Here is a 13,269-nt window from a genome sequence, read left to right as displayed (position 1 = left end):
ATAACCCCAACCTGACCCGCCGCGCAAGCCTAACGCATCCGTGTCCCGCGACTTTAAACCAACGCCCGCTTTTCCACGTAGTGACCGTAGAGCGTGGTGAGAATGCTGATATGGATCATCAGAAAGACCCACTGAAAAGGGATTGTCCAAAGCACTAGAAGAAAGAGACTGCCTGAAATCAGATCGGTCACAAGCCAATCTGCCAAACCCAAGCCCCCCCAAAGCACCAGTGAGACCAGCACTAAAGAGCCTGTGCTGCCTTTGGTAGTCTGCCATGCTGCACCCCAAATGAACCGCTTGCCCAATGCAGCCGCAGGCAGAACCGTAGAAAAGCGAAAAAGTATGGGTGCAATCAGCAGACCAATCAATAAATAAAATATATAGGTTAGATAGGTTTGGCTAAGATCACCGAACAAGGGAAAGGCAAGAAATATGGTTATTGGGATCAATCCGATACTTAGAGCCAAACCTAGAGCAAGAATCAGCAAAGCCAATAACACGCTTTGGCCAAAATAGGCCATTATGCGCCGGCCATGGAATTTTGGGATATATCCGCTTGGTATTTCTTCACTTAAAATAAACCGGTGCCAGGCCACAGCGATCCAATAGCCGGTGATCATCAAAATGACCATGTTGAAAGACCCGAAAAGCCAAAATTGTGGGCTTGACCCAAGCTCGGCATCTGCAACACCGGACATGAAATTCAAAAAATAGATGTTTGGGATCGCTTGCACGGCGTATAGTACCGCCGATAAGCGCAGCGCGATGGCAAAGTTTCCAAATAACATAACAAAGGAATGACGAAGTAAGTTCCAAGCCTGCATATAAATAACTTTCTTAAATACACTTTAAAATTGCAGAAATAATAACCCCAACCTGATCCGCTGCGCAAGTCATGTTTGCCATTGCTCTTGCCCCGCGCCGCAAAACCCGTTATCCGCGCCTGCGAGCTTTCAAACATCCACTGTCACAGGAAACCCCATGTCTGCGCCGAAAAAAGTTGTTCTTGCCTATTCTGGCGGTCTTGATACCTCGATCATTCTAAAATGGTTGCAGACCGAATACGGCTGCGAAGTGGTGACCTATACCGCCGATCTGGGGCAGGGCGAAGAACTTGAGCCGGCGCGCAAAAAGGCCGAACTACTGGGGATCAGCTCCGAGAATATCTTTATCGAGGATGTGCGCGAAGAGTTTGTCCGCGATTTCGTCTTTCCGATGTTTCGCGCCAATGCGCTTTATGAAGGGCTTTACCTGCTGGGCACCTCTATTGCGCGGCCGCTCATTTCAAAGCGGCTGGTGGAAATTGCGGCGCAAACTGGCGCCGATGCAGTGGCGCATGGGGCCACCGGCAAAGGCAATGACCAAGTGCGGTTCGAACTGGCCGCCTATGCGCTTAACCCCGACATAAAAGTCATCGCCCCTTGGCGCGAATGGGATCTGTCAAGCCGCACCAAACTGATCGCCTTTGCAGAAGAAAACCAAATCCCGATCGCCAAAGACAAACGCGGCGAGGCGCCCTTTAGCGTGGATGCCAACCTGCTGCACACCTCATCCGAGGGCAAGGTGCTGGAAGACCCTGCCGTCGAAGCGCCCGATTATGTCTATCAGCGCACCGTCAGCCCAGAAGAGGCGCCCGATGCCGCCGAGTTTATCGAGATCGGCTTTGAGCGCGGCGATGCGGTGTCGATCAACGGCGAAGCCATGTCGCCGGCGACGATCCTGACCCGCCTGAACGAGTTGGGCGGCAAACACGGCATTGGCCGGCTTGATCTGGTGGAAGGGCGCTTTGTCGGCATGAAATCGCGCGGCATCTATGAAACCCCCGGCGGCACTATCCTGCTCGAAGCGCATCGCGGCATCGAGCAGATCACCCTTGATCGCGGCGCGGCGCATTTAAAAGACGAGCTAATGCCAAAATATGCCGAGCTGATTTATAACGGCTTTTGGTATTCGCCCGAGCGTGAAATGCTGCAGGCGCTGATTGACGCATCCCAAGAACACGTCACCGGCACCGTGCGGGTCAAACTTTACAAAGGCGCGGCGCGCACTGTTGGCCGCTGGTCCGAACATAGCCTTTATTCCGAAGCGCATGTGACCTTTGAAGATGACGCTGGCGCCTATGATCAAACCGATGCGGCGGGCTTTATTCAACTGAACGCGCTGCGCCTAAAACTGCTGGCGGCGCGCAACCGTCGGCTGGGGTAGGATCGTCAGCTAATGGGGGTGGATATTTAAAGCACTCACACAATCAATAGTTGACTTGGCGCTCTTTACAGCGTCCTATGACGTATTAAAATTGCAAAAGATACGCCAGTAAGTGTCGGCTGCGGTTTTTGCCGATTTAAGCTTGATATTTAAATGCTGCATCATATCGAAATTTATGTCTCAAACCTTGAGAAATCCTATGCGTTCTGGTCTGATATCTTGGGTCAGATCGGATATTGCGCTACCGGACGTTGGGAAGATGGGTTTACCCTTGGCAAAGATAGCGAGGGGTATCTAACGTTCATTCAAGTTGCTGAAAAACAAGCCGCGCACCCCTATCACAGATGTGGGGTTGGCCTAAACCATCTGGCGTTTCGCGTAGAAGGGCAGCAGCGTGTTGATGGTTTACGACAGCATTGTTGGGCGCAGGCAATTTCCTGCCTTTATGACGACAAATATCCCTTTGCGGGTGGTAAGGATTATTATGCACTTTTTATTGAAGACCCCGACCGGATCAAGGTTGAGTTTGTGGCCACATGACCAGCAAGGGCTTTGGCAACATCTGCGTGCCGATAAATGAGGCGCTTGTTTAAAATAACCTGTTTTGGCGATTTTCTACTCTTGGTTGGCGCTCTGGGGTGGGTTTTTTATACAGAGCTAGCCGCTGCCTCTGGATCAGCTCATATCACCCATAACGGTAACACCGATGTGGGAAAGATTTTGCAAAATAAAGAGGTTCGACAAGCGATAGAAGATGCCGATGCGTTAACTCCCGGTTTTTCCGGTTCCGTCGACGCCGCCGCGCCAGACAGCCCTTGGGGCATTGGGTCTGCTGGTTACACCGCGAATATCTTCGGTGATATTGTCGCAGTTGTTCATAATGCCAATCCGGGGCGGATTTTTGGGGCGATTGAGTTGAAAGAAGCCTTGGCTAATTCCAAGGTCATTAAGACGGTTTAGAAATTACGTTGTTTTAGGAAAAATAGAATATGTTCATAGATGCAGATGGAAATAAGCAATTTACAGGTAGTAGTTACGAGCAGGAGCCACTTAAAACGGGTAAAGAAAGAACCTACAGCGGCGCCCGAACAGGATTGAGCTTCTGGTTTGACATAAACTCCAAAACAGTTTGGACAAGCCGCGATGATGTATTTTTGCACGAACACAGATCCAAGGACCGAGATGAGCCTGGCTTTGTCTTTATCTTGCACATTGAAGGGCGCTCAATCGCGTTTTCAACGTCGCCCGAAGAAAGGTTCATGTTAACTTCCGATGATCGCGAGGATGGATCAAGGTATTGGGAGTTTGGACATATTGGTGCGCAACATGAAAAGTACACCGAAACCTTAAATGTGACGGATCTACAAACCTATAAAATGACAAATGCCGACAAGTTTGCAAATCCAGAACAGCAAGAATTTGCGCTTACCTTGCTCGAAGATATTCTAACGAATTTTATGGGAAATTGGCTTGGGCTTGCCCATGGTGGCGTGCAGTCAGCAGATGTTATTTTCACGCAAGAATTGCAGCAAAAAATTGCTCGTGGTGACTTTGTTGAGGGAGCAAGACAATGAACGATCTTGCGGTACTTTTGGCGGAATTAAAAGCGGCAAATAATTCTGGAAATTTCTTTACCTTAGAGGATTTGAAAGATGCGGCTCGGACCCTGAGCATTGATCTACCTGAAGGTTCGACACAGTTGGTTAATTCCAAGGTCATTAAGACGGTTTAGAAATTACGTTGTTTTAGGAAAAATAGAATATGTTCATAGATGCAGATGGAAATAAGCAATTTACAGGTAGTAGTTTCGAGCAGGAGCCACTTAAAACGGGTAAAGAAAGAACCTACAGCGGCGCCCGAACAGGATTGAGCTTCTGGTTTGACATAAACTCCTTTACAGTTTGGACAAGCCGCGATGATGTATTTTTGCACGAACACACATCCAAGGACCGAGATGAGCCTGGCTTTGTCTTTATCTTGCACATTGAAGGGCGCTCAATCGCGTTTTCAACGTCGCCCGAAGAAAGGTTCATGTTAACTTCCGATGATCGCGAGGATGGATCAAGGTATTGGGAGTTTGGACATATTGGTGCGCAACATGAAAAGTACACCGAAACCTTAAATGTGACGGATCTACAAACCTATAAAATGACAAATGCCGACAAGTTTGCAAATCCAGAACAGCAAGAATTTGCGCTTACCTTGCTCGAAGATATTCTAACGAATTTTATGGGAAATTGGCTTGGGCTTGCCCATGGTGGCGTGCAGTCAGCAGATGTTATTTTCACGCAAGAATTGCAGCAAAAAATTGCTCGTGGTGACTTTGTTGAGGGAGCAAGACAATGAACGATCTTGCGGTACTTTTGGCGGAATTAAAAGCGGCAAATAATTCTGGAAATTTCTTTACCTTAGAGGATTTGAAAGATGCGGCTCGGACCCTGAGCATTGATCTACCTGAAGGTTCGACACAGTTGGTTAATTCCAAGGTCATTAAGACGGTTTAGAAATTACGTTGTTTTAGGAAAAATAGAATATGTTCATAGATGCAGATGGAAATAAGCAATTTACAGGTAGTACTTACGAAAAGAGGCCACTTAAAACGGGTAAAGAAAGAACCTACAACGGCGCCCGAACAGGATTGAGCTTCTGGTTTGACATGAACTCCTTTACAGTTTGGACAAGCCGCGATGATGTATTTTTGCACGAACACACATCCAAGGACCGAGATGAGCCTGGCTTTGTCTTTATCTTGCACATTGAAGGGCGCTCAATCGCGTTTTCAAAGTCGCCCGAAAAAAGGTTCATGTTAACTTCCGATGATCGCGAGGATGGATCAAGGTATTGGGAGTTTGGACATATTGGTGCGCAACATGAAAAGTACACCGAAACCTTAAATGTGACGGATCTACAAACCTATAAAATGACAAATGCCGACAAGTTTGCAAATCCAGAACAGCAAGAATTTGCGCTTACCTTGCTCGAAGATATTCTAACGAATTTTATGGGAAATTGGCTTGGGCTTGCCCATGGTGGCGTGCAGTCAGCAGATGTTATTTTCACGCAAGAATTGCAGCAAAAAATTGCTCGTGGTGACTTTGTTGAGGGAGCAAGACAATGAACGATCTTGCGGTACTTTTGGCGGAATTAAAAGCGGCAAATAATTCTGGAAATTTCTTTACCTTAGAGGATTTGAAAGATGCGGCTCGGACCCTGAGCATTGATCTACCTGAAGGTTCGACACAGTTGGCTAATTCCAAGGTCATTAAGACGGTTTAGAAATTACGTTGTTTTAGGAAAAATAGAATATGTTCATAGATGCAGATGGAAATAAGCAATTTACAGGTAGTACTTACGAGCTGGAGCCACTTAAAACGGGTAAAGAAAGAACCTACAGCGGCGCCCGAACAGGATTGAGCTTCTGGTTTGACATGAACTGCGATACAGTTTGGACAAGCCGCGATGATGTATTTTTGCACGAACACACATCCAAGGACCGAGATGAGCCTGGCTTTGTCTTTATCTTGCACATTGAAGGGCGCTCAATCGCGTTTTCAAAGTCGCCCGAAAAAAGGTTCATGTTAACTTCGAAAGATCGCGAGGATGGATCAAGGTATTGGGAGTTTGGACATATTGGTGCGCAACATGAAAAGTACACCGAAACCTTAAATGTGACGGATCTACAAACCTATAAAATGACAAATGCCGACAAGTTTGCAAATCCAGAACAGCAAGAATTTGCGCTTACCTTGCTCGAAGATATTCTAACGAATTTTATGGGAAATTGGCTTGGGCTTGCCCATGGTGGCGTGCAGTCAGCAGATGTTATTTTCACGCAAGAATTGCAGCAAAAAATTGCTCGTGGTGACTTTGTTGAGGGAGCAAGACAATGAACGATCTTGCGGTACTTTTGGCGGAATTAAAAGCGGCAAATAATTCTGGAAATTTCTTTACCTTAGAGGATTTGAAAGATGCGGCTCGGACCCTGAGCATTGATCTACCTGAAGGTTCGACACAGTTGGCTAATTCCAAGGTCATTAAGACGGTTTAGAAATTACGTTGTTTTAGGAAAAATAGAATATGTTCATAGATGCAGATGGAAATAAGCAATTTACAGGTAGTACTTACGAAAAGAGGCCACTTAAAACGGGTAAAGAAAGAACCTACAGCGGCGCCCGAACAGGATTGAGCTTCTGGTTTGACATGAACTGCGATACAGTTTGGACAAGCCGCGATGATGTATTTTTGCATCAACACAGATCCAAGGACCGAGATGAGCCTGGCTTTGTCTTTATCTTGCACATTGAAGGGCGCTCAATCGCGTTTTCAACGTCGCCCGAAGAAAGGTTCATGTTAACTTCCGATGATCGCGAGGATGGATCAAGGTATTGGGAGTTTGGACATATTGGTGCGCAACATGAAAAGTACACCGAAACCTTAAATGTGACGGATCTACAAACCTATAAAATGACAAATGCCGACAAGTTTGCAAATCCAGAACAGCAAGAATTTGCGCTTACCTTGCTCGAAGATATTCTAACGAATTTTATGGGAAATTGGCTTGGGCTTGCCCATGGTGGCGTGCAGTCAGCAGATGTTATTTTCACGCAAGAATTGCAGCAAAAAATTGCTCGTGGTGACTTTGTTGAGGGAGCAAGACAATGAACGATCTTGCGGTACTTTTGGCGGAATTAAAAGCGGCAAATAATTCTGGAAATTTCTTTACCTTAGAGGATTTGAAAGATGCGGCTCGGACCCTGAGCATTGATCTACCTGAAGGTTCGACACAGTTGGCTAATTCCAAGGTCATTAAGACGGTTTAGAAATTACGTTGTTTTAGGAAAAATAGAATATGTTCATAGATGCAGATGGAAATAAGCAATTTACAGGTAGTAGTTACGAGCAGGAGCCACTTAAAACGGGTAAAGAAAGAACCTACAGCGGCGCCCGAACAGGATTGAGCTTCTGGTTTGACATGAACTGCGATACAGTTTGGACAAGCCGCGATGATGTATTTTTGCACGAACACACATCCAAGGACCGAGATGAGCCTGGCTTTGTCTTTATCTTGCACATTGAAGGGCGCTCAATCGCGTTTTCAAAGTCGCCCGAAAAAAGGTTCATGTTAACTTCGAAAGATCGCGAGGATGGATCAAGGTATTGGGAGTTTGGACATATTGGTGCGCAACATGAAAAGTACACCGAAACCTTAAATGTGACGGATCTACAAACCTATAAAATGACAAATGCCGACAAGTTTGCAAATCCAGAACAGCAAGAATTTGCGCTTACCTTGCTCGAAGATATTCTAACGAATTTTATGGGAAATTGGCTTGGGCTTGCCCATGGTGGCGTGCAGTCAGCAGATGTTATTTTCACGCAAGAATTGCAGCAAAAAATTGCTCGTGGTGACTTTGTTGAGGGAGCAAGACAATGAACGATCTTGCGGTACTTTTGGCGGAATTAAAAGCGGCAAATAATTCTGGAAATTTCTTTACCTTAGAGGATTTGAAAGATGCGGCTCGGACCCTGAGCATTGATCTACCTGAAGGTTCGACACAGTTGGCTAATTCCAAGGTCATTAAGACGGTTTAGAAATTACGTTGTTTTAGGAAAAATAGAATATGTTCATAGATGCAGATGGAAATAAGCAATTTACAGGTAGTACTTACGAAAAGAGGCCACTTAAAACGGGTAAAGAAAGAACCTACAGCGGCGCCCGAACAGGATTGAGCTTCTGGTTTGACATGAACTGCGATACAGTTTGGACAAGCCGCGATGATGTATTTTTGCATCAACACAGATCCAAGGACCGAGATGAGCCTGGCTTTGTCTTTATCTTGCACATTGAAGGGCGCTCAATCGCGTTTTCAACGTCGCCCGAAGAAAGGTTCATGTTAACTTCCGATGATCGCGAGGATGGATCAAGGTATTGGGAGTTTGGACATATTGGTGCGCAACATGAAAAGTACACCGAAACCTTAAATGTGACGGATCTACAAACCTATAAAATGACAAATGCCGACAAGTTTGCAAATCCAGAACAGCAAGAATTTGCGCTTACCTTGCTCGAAGATATTCTAACGAATTTTATGGGAAATTGGCTTGGGCTTGCCCATGGTGGCGTGCAGTCAGCAGATGTTATTTTCACGCAAGAATTGCAGCAAAAAATTGCTCGTGGTGACTTTGTTGAGGGAGCAAGACAATGAACGATCTTGCGGTACTTTTGGCGGAATTAAAAGCGGCAAATAATTCTGGAAATTTCTTTACCTTAGAGGATTTGAAAGATGCGGCTCGGACCCTGAGCATTGATCTACCTGAAGGTTCGACACAGTTGGCTAATTCCAAGGTCATTAAGACGGTTTAGAAATTACGTTGTTTTAGGAAAAATAGAATATGTTCATAGATGCAGATGGAAATAAGCAATTTACAGGTAGTAGTTACGAGCAGGAGCCACTTAAAACGGGTAAAGAAAGAACCTACAGCGGCGCCCGAACAGGATTGAGCTTCTGGTTTGACATAAACTCCAAAACAGTTTGGACAAGCCGCGATGATGTATTTTTGCACGAACACACATCCAAGGACCGAGATGAGCCTGGCTTTGTCTTTATCTTGCACATTGAAGGGCGCTCAATCGCGTTTTCAAAGTCGCCCGAAAAAAGGTTCATGTTAACTTCGAAAGATCGCGAGGATGGATCAAGGTATTGGGAGTTTGGACATATTGGTGCGCAACATGAAAAGTACACCGAAACCTTAAATGTGACGGATCTACAAACCTATAAAATGACAAATGCCGACAAGTTTGCAAATCCAGAACAGCAAGAATTTGCGCTTACCTTGCTCGAAGATATTCTAACGAATTTTATGGGAAATTGGCTTGGGCTTGCCCATGGTGGCGTGCAGTCAGCAGATGTTATTTTCACGCAAGAATTGCAGCAAAAAATTGCTCGTGGTGACTTTGTTGAGGGAGCAAGACAATGAACGATCTTGCGGTACTTTTGGCGGAATTAAAAGCGGCAAATAATTCTGGAAATTTCTTTACCTTAGAGGATTTGAAAGATGCGGCTCGGACCCTGAGCATTGATCTACCTGAAGGTTCGACACAGTTGGCTAATTCCAAGGTCATTAAGACGGTTTAGAAATTACGTTGTTTTAGGAAAAATAGAATATGTTCATAGATGCAGATGGAAATAAGCAATTTACAGGTAGTACTTACGAGCTGGAGCCACTTAAAACGGGTAAAGAAAGAACCTACAGCGGCGCCCGAACAGGATTGAGCTTCTGGTTTGACATGAACTGCGATACAGTTTGGACAAGCCGCGATGATGTATTTTTGCACGAACACACATCCAAGGACCGAGATGAGCCTGGCTTTGTCTTTATCTTGCACATTGAAGGGCGCTCAATCGCGTTTTCAACGTCGCCCGAAAAAAGGTTCATGTTAACTTCGAAAGATCGCGAGGATGGATCAAGGTATTGGGAGTTTGGACATATTGGTGCGCAACATGAAAAGTACACCGAAACCTTAAATGTGACGGATCTACAAACCTATAAAATGACAAATGCCGACAAGTTTGCAAATCCAGAACAGCAAGAATTTGCGCTTACCTTGCTCGAAGATATTCTAACGAATTTTATGGGAAATTGGCTTGGGCTTGCCCATGGTGGCGTGCAGTCAGCAGATGTTATTTTCACGCAAGAATTGCAGCAAAAAATTGCTCGTGGTGACTTTGTTGAGGGAGCAAGACAATGAACGATCTTGCGGTACTTTTGGCGGAATTAAAAGCGGCAAATAATTCTGGAAATTTCTTTACCTTAGAGGATTTGAAAGATGCGGCTCGGACCCTGAGCATTGATCTACCTGAAGGTTCGACACAGTTGGTTAATTCTGGAGGCAGTATCAGAGCTTATCTTTTCCCCCGCTGCCTTGGCTTAACCGAGATTGAGCCCCATATTTATCTTGAGCAAACCGATGATGCGATGCGCAATCAAATTCGAGCTGATGTTTTCCAAGCCCGGCGCGTTGCACCGGGCTTTCTAGATGGGCAGGCCTAGTGTTTTATATGAGCCTCTGGATAGTTGGTGAAATAATCACCTGAGATTGGCGTCATCACACCGCTTTCAATCACTGCGCCTGCCTGCCTGCGTATTTCTGTTAGCTCTTCATCACCGCCAAAGGCCTGAAGCGCTTCCATGCTTGGAAATATCATAATGGCATGCAGCTGATTGGGATTGTCTTTTTCAGTACCGGCAAAGAGAAACTTAATCCCAAGCTCATTTAGCTTTGGTTCCTGTGATTTGACCATTGCTTGCCAAGTATCAAAACCCTTGGTGATATTGATCTTCGATTTCACGATAAGTGTCATCCGAGGCTCCTTCCTGCGTTTCCATCATTATGGCCCAAACTGTTTTTAATTTTCCCTTTAAAAACAAGCATAACGCCACGTAAGACCCCACTGCGCGGCCGTTACGCTACGACAAAGGGGTCTGGGCCGCCGCCTTTACCCCATGGGCTGTCGCAGCACAGTTTTGAGGTTTTTCGGCGCGGCGCGGCGGATATCACTTAGATAAATCTCATGGTGCTTTTTGGTTAATGCGCAGCCCTTTGAGGCAATGAATTCATGTACCCGCGCGACGGTTGGGCCTTCTTCAGAAAACGGCCCCTTGTGCAGTATTTGGGCGCAGCGGCCCTCATCATAGCGGGCAAACCGAACTTGCGGCAGCGCATTGGGGTTTTGTTTCTTTTTGACCGCTGCGACCGCTTCGTCCACCAATGGGGCAGTGATCAGCTCGGGCTGCATAATCATCAGGGTCCAGAGCCATTTGTCTTTATCGCCTGCGATAAATGTCGCCATATCGTCGGCCCACCACAGCCCTTCTAGTGGCATGACGCCATAATCGATGGCCAGTGGTCCCTTTTTGATCATGAATTTAAGCGTGTACGACAGTGGAAATAGGGCGGCGATAGCGGCTTGAAAGGCCGGTCCGTCCGGTCCGCCCATGCCATCAATCATCAGATAGTTGAGCGGCGGCACATCAACTTCCACCACGTCTTTGGCAGAGGGGCCATAAAGCGTTTTGAGCTGTTTTTTATAATCAATTTTTTTCATAAAAAATCCTAGTGGAAACTGTGAAATCAAGTTTCGAATTTGGGAAATAATAAGAATCGTTCAATCGCTCAGAGGATAAAGGTCCCATGTCTACCCTATCCTGTCAAATCTGCCGATTTATGTGAGATAAATGAGTTTTTAAGAGGCCGACACACCGGCTTCCGCCTCAATCGCCTTGCGGCTTTTGCGGGCGCGTTCGGTGGCGGATTTAAGCTGGCCGCAGGCGGCCATGATATCTTCGCCGCGCGGTTTGCGGATCGGGCTGGCATAGCCTGCGTTGAAAATAATATCTGAAAACGCTTTGATCCGTGCCCAGTCAGAGCGTTCATAGGGGGCGCCGGGCCATTCGTTAAACGGGATTAGATTAATTTTGGCTGGAATGCCGCGAATAAGCTTGAGCAAGCGGCGCGCGTCGGCGTCACTGTCATTGATGCCCTTCAGCATCACATACTCGAACGTGATGCGCTCAGAGTTCGAAAGTTTGGGATAGGCGCGCAGCTCGGTCAAAAGCGTTTCGATATTCCACTTTTTATTGATCGGCACCAGCGTATCACGCACTGCATCGGTGGTGGCATGAAACGACACCGCCAGCAAACAGCCGATTTCCTGCGCTGTTTTGGCAATTTCCGGCACAACGCCGGAGGTGGACAGGGTGATGCGCCGCCGCGATAGGCAAATGCCTTCGGGGTCCATCGCGATCTTCATCGCATCGCGCACATTGTCAAAGTTGTATAGCGGCTCGCCCATGCCCATCAGCACGATATTTGAAAGCAAACGGGCATCGCTGTTGCGACCCGGCACGCCGGGCCATTCGCCTAGATCATCACGCGCAACCAGAACCTGACCGATAATCTCGTCTGCGGTCAGATTGCGCACCAGCTTTTGCGTGCCGGTATGGCAGAACGAACAGGTCAATGTGCAGCCCACCTGCGAGCTGATGCAGAGCGTGCCGCGATCCACTTCGGGGATATATACTGTTTCCACCTCATGCCCGCCCGCAATGCGCAAAAGGTATTTGCGGGTGCCATCGGTAGAGATATGTTTCGAGACAATCTCGGGCACGGCAATTTTAAAGTTTTCCGCCAACATCGCGCGATAGGGTTTGGCAAGATTGGTCATCTGCGCAAAATCACGCACGCCTTTTTCGTAAATCCACTGCCAGATCTGGCCTACCCGCATCCTGGCCTGTTTTTCCGGTGTACCTGCTTCGATCAAAGCCGCTTTAAACGCGGGTCGCGTCAAACCGACAAGATTAAGTGGCCCTTCAGACGCTTTGCGCGGCAGGGTCATCACATCTTGGGTGATCGGGGCGGTTGCGGTCATATCAGGGTTCACTTTTGCCAACTACAAGCGGCGAGCATAGAGGATTCGCGCGGCAGAGGCAAAGCCCGCGTTTTAGCACTTAGTTGCTGCAGCGTTTTTTGCTGTCGTCATAGGCAGCGGTGAAACCGGTCAGCGAAAATGTATCTTTGGTGGTGGTGCCGCGCTCTGAACGGGCGCTCAGCACCGCTTTGGCGCCACGCTTCATTGCCGCGATGATTTTGGCATCATCCTCGGGCGAGGTCGCCCAAGCCCATTCCCCTTGGATTGCGGGCAAATCGTAGCTCTTGCCATCAATCGCCAGTTTCACGCGCGAGTCGGGGGCAAAGGGATAGCCGCCGGTAAAGGTGACCTGCCCATCGACTTTTTCACTGGGCCGGAAAAATACAAACAAAAGAATATCGCCGCGCTTCACCGATACTACACGGCCACTGCGGGTATTTACCGATTCTTTAGGCTGCGAGACACTCCAGCACTCAGTTGGATTTTGGTCGACAAAAACACTCCAGTCAGTTTTTTCCGACACTTTATTATTGCTGGTGCTTTGGGCAAGACCGGCTGTTGAAGCCAAAGCCAACCCACAAGCCACGCTGATAAGCTTAAGTGTTTCCCGCATTTTATGCCTCCGTCCCATTGG

At 47.2% G+C, this 13,269-nt stretch carries 26 protein-coding genes; 21 read left to right on the top strand and 5 right to left on the bottom strand.

The annotated features are described in order from the left end of the window. Positions 1-53 precede the first annotated feature (53 nt). Positions 54-824, bottom strand: coding sequence for a hypothetical protein (locus GN278_17270; GenBank protein ID XAT62367.1), 771 nt, complete (start codon positions 822-824; stop codon positions 54-56). Positions 825-981: 157 nt separating this feature from the next. Here GN278_17270 and GN278_17265 point away from each other — a divergent pair, with 157 nt between their 5' ends. The 21 genes from GN278_17265 to GN278_17165 all read left to right on the top strand — a co-directional run bounded on the left by GN278_17265 (position 982) and on the right by GN278_17165 (position 10,257). Next, positions 982-2,205 carry an argininosuccinate synthase gene (locus tag GN278_17265; GenBank protein ID XAT62366.1) on the top strand — a complete coding sequence of 408 codons (1,224 nt, stop codon included), beginning with the start codon at positions 982-984 and terminating at the stop codon, positions 2,203-2,205. Positions 2,206-2,358: 153 nt separating this feature from the next. Beyond that, on the top strand, positions 2,359-2,745 hold the full coding sequence (locus GN278_17260) for a hypothetical protein (protein ID XAT62365.1): 387 nt from the start codon (positions 2,359-2,361) through the stop codon (positions 2,743-2,745). A gap of 45 nt (positions 2,746-2,790) precedes the next feature. Then, on the top strand, positions 2,791-3,165 hold the full coding sequence (locus GN278_17255; GenBank protein XAT62364.1) for a hypothetical protein: 375 nt from the start codon (positions 2,791-2,793) through the stop codon (positions 3,163-3,165). Between the two features lie 29 nt (positions 3,166-3,194). After that, positions 3,195-3,779, top strand: coding sequence for a hypothetical protein (locus GN278_17250; protein ID XAT62363.1), 585 nt, complete (start codon positions 3,195-3,197; stop codon positions 3,777-3,779). Next, positions 3,776-3,937 carry a hypothetical protein gene (locus tag GN278_17245; GenBank protein XAT62362.1) on the top strand — a complete coding sequence of 54 codons (162 nt, stop codon included), beginning with the start codon at positions 3,776-3,778 and terminating at the stop codon, positions 3,935-3,937. Before GN278_17250 ends, GN278_17245 begins: the two co-directional genes overlap by 4 nt. A gap of 29 nt (positions 3,938-3,966) precedes the next feature. Continuing rightward, positions 3,967-4,551 (top strand): hypothetical protein, encoded by a 585-nt coding sequence (locus tag GN278_17240; protein XAT62361.1) that lies wholly within the window; start codon positions 3,967-3,969, stop codon positions 4,549-4,551. Beyond that, entirely contained in the window at positions 4,548-4,709 is a 162-nt protein-coding gene (locus GN278_17235) for a hypothetical protein (GenBank protein XAT62360.1), read from the top strand. The genes GN278_17240 and GN278_17235 overlap by 4 nt, the downstream gene beginning before the upstream one ends. A gap of 29 nt (positions 4,710-4,738) precedes the next feature. Beyond that, positions 4,739-5,323, top strand: a complete 585-nt coding sequence (locus tag GN278_17230) for a hypothetical protein (protein ID XAT62359.1) — start codon at positions 4,739-4,741, stop codon at positions 5,321-5,323. Beyond that, positions 5,320-5,481: a hypothetical protein gene (locus GN278_17225; GenBank protein XAT62358.1), complete on the top strand. Its 162-nt coding sequence runs from the start codon at positions 5,320-5,322 to the stop codon at positions 5,479-5,481. Before GN278_17230 ends, GN278_17225 begins: the two co-directional genes overlap by 4 nt. 29 nt (positions 5,482-5,510) lie before the next feature. Next, entirely contained in the window at positions 5,511-6,095 is a 585-nt protein-coding gene (locus tag GN278_17220; GenBank protein XAT62357.1) for a hypothetical protein, read from the top strand. Further along, a complete protein-coding gene (locus tag GN278_17215) occupies positions 6,092-6,253 on the top strand; it encodes a hypothetical protein (protein ID XAT62356.1) in 162 nt (53 codons plus the stop codon). The genes GN278_17220 and GN278_17215 overlap by 4 nt, the downstream gene beginning before the upstream one ends. Before the next feature lie 29 nt (positions 6,254-6,282). Then, positions 6,283-6,867, top strand: coding sequence for a hypothetical protein (locus GN278_17210; protein ID XAT62355.1), 585 nt, complete (start codon positions 6,283-6,285; stop codon positions 6,865-6,867). Beyond that, entirely contained in the window at positions 6,864-7,025 is a 162-nt protein-coding gene (locus tag GN278_17205; GenBank protein XAT62354.1) for a hypothetical protein, read from the top strand. The genes GN278_17210 and GN278_17205 overlap by 4 nt, the downstream gene beginning before the upstream one ends. Before the next feature lie 29 nt (positions 7,026-7,054). Beyond that, on the top strand, positions 7,055-7,639 hold the full coding sequence (locus GN278_17200; GenBank protein ID XAT62353.1) for a hypothetical protein: 585 nt from the start codon (positions 7,055-7,057) through the stop codon (positions 7,637-7,639). Next, on the top strand, positions 7,636-7,797 hold the full coding sequence (locus GN278_17195; GenBank protein XAT62352.1) for a hypothetical protein: 162 nt from the start codon (positions 7,636-7,638) through the stop codon (positions 7,795-7,797). Before GN278_17200 ends, GN278_17195 begins: the two co-directional genes overlap by 4 nt. Before the next feature lie 29 nt (positions 7,798-7,826). Beyond that, entirely contained in the window at positions 7,827-8,411 is a 585-nt protein-coding gene (locus GN278_17190) for a hypothetical protein (protein XAT62351.1), read from the top strand. After that, positions 8,408-8,569, top strand: a complete 162-nt coding sequence (locus tag GN278_17185; protein ID XAT62350.1) for a hypothetical protein — start codon at positions 8,408-8,410, stop codon at positions 8,567-8,569. The genes GN278_17190 and GN278_17185 overlap by 4 nt, the downstream gene beginning before the upstream one ends. A gap of 29 nt (positions 8,570-8,598) precedes the next feature. Next, complete coding sequence (locus GN278_17180; GenBank protein XAT62349.1) at positions 8,599-9,183, top strand: hypothetical protein; 585 nt, start codon at positions 8,599-8,601, stop codon at positions 9,181-9,183. Further along, entirely contained in the window at positions 9,180-9,341 is a 162-nt protein-coding gene (locus GN278_17175) for a hypothetical protein (protein ID XAT62348.1), read from the top strand. Before GN278_17180 ends, GN278_17175 begins: the two co-directional genes overlap by 4 nt. Positions 9,342-9,370: 29 nt before the next feature. Continuing rightward, a complete protein-coding gene (locus GN278_17170) occupies positions 9,371-9,955 on the top strand; it encodes a hypothetical protein (protein ID XAT62347.1) in 585 nt (194 codons plus the stop codon). After that, on the top strand, positions 9,952-10,257 hold the full coding sequence (locus GN278_17165) for a hypothetical protein (protein ID XAT62346.1): 306 nt from the start codon (positions 9,952-9,954) through the stop codon (positions 10,255-10,257). The genes GN278_17170 and GN278_17165 overlap by 4 nt, the downstream gene beginning before the upstream one ends. Here the strand turns inward: GN278_17165 and GN278_17160 are convergent. From GN278_17160 to GN278_17145, 4 genes are all read right to left on the bottom strand, one after another. Then, the gene (locus GN278_17160) at positions 10,254-10,568 is read right to left on the bottom strand and encodes a DUF3764 domain-containing protein (GenBank protein XAT62345.1); all 315 of its coding nucleotides are present in this window, start codon (positions 10,566-10,568) and stop codon (positions 10,254-10,256) included. The genes GN278_17165 and GN278_17160 overlap by 4 nt on opposite strands. Positions 10,569-10,703: 135 nt before the next feature. Next, positions 10,704-11,312, bottom strand: a complete 609-nt coding sequence (locus GN278_17155; GenBank protein ID XAT62344.1) for a hypothetical protein — start codon at positions 11,310-11,312, stop codon at positions 10,704-10,706. 138 nt (positions 11,313-11,450) lie between these two features. Further along, the gene (gene rlmN, locus GN278_17150) at positions 11,451-12,635 is read right to left on the bottom strand and encodes a 23S rRNA (adenine(2503)-C(2))-methyltransferase RlmN (GenBank protein XAT62343.1); all 1,185 of its coding nucleotides are present in this window, start codon (positions 12,633-12,635) and stop codon (positions 11,451-11,453) included. Positions 12,636-12,714: 79 nt separating this feature from the next. Further along, on the bottom strand, positions 12,715-13,248 hold the full coding sequence (locus GN278_17145) for a hypothetical protein (protein ID XAT62342.1): 534 nt from the start codon (positions 13,246-13,248) through the stop codon (positions 12,715-12,717). Between the last annotated feature and the right edge of the window lie 21 nt (positions 13,249-13,269).

It is taken from the genome of Rhodobacteraceae bacterium Araon29, assembly GCA_039640505.1.
Lineage (GTDB): Bacteria > Pseudomonadota > Alphaproteobacteria > Rhodobacterales > Rhodobacteraceae > CABZJG01.
This window is presented reverse-complemented; position numbering and strand designations above follow the sequence as displayed.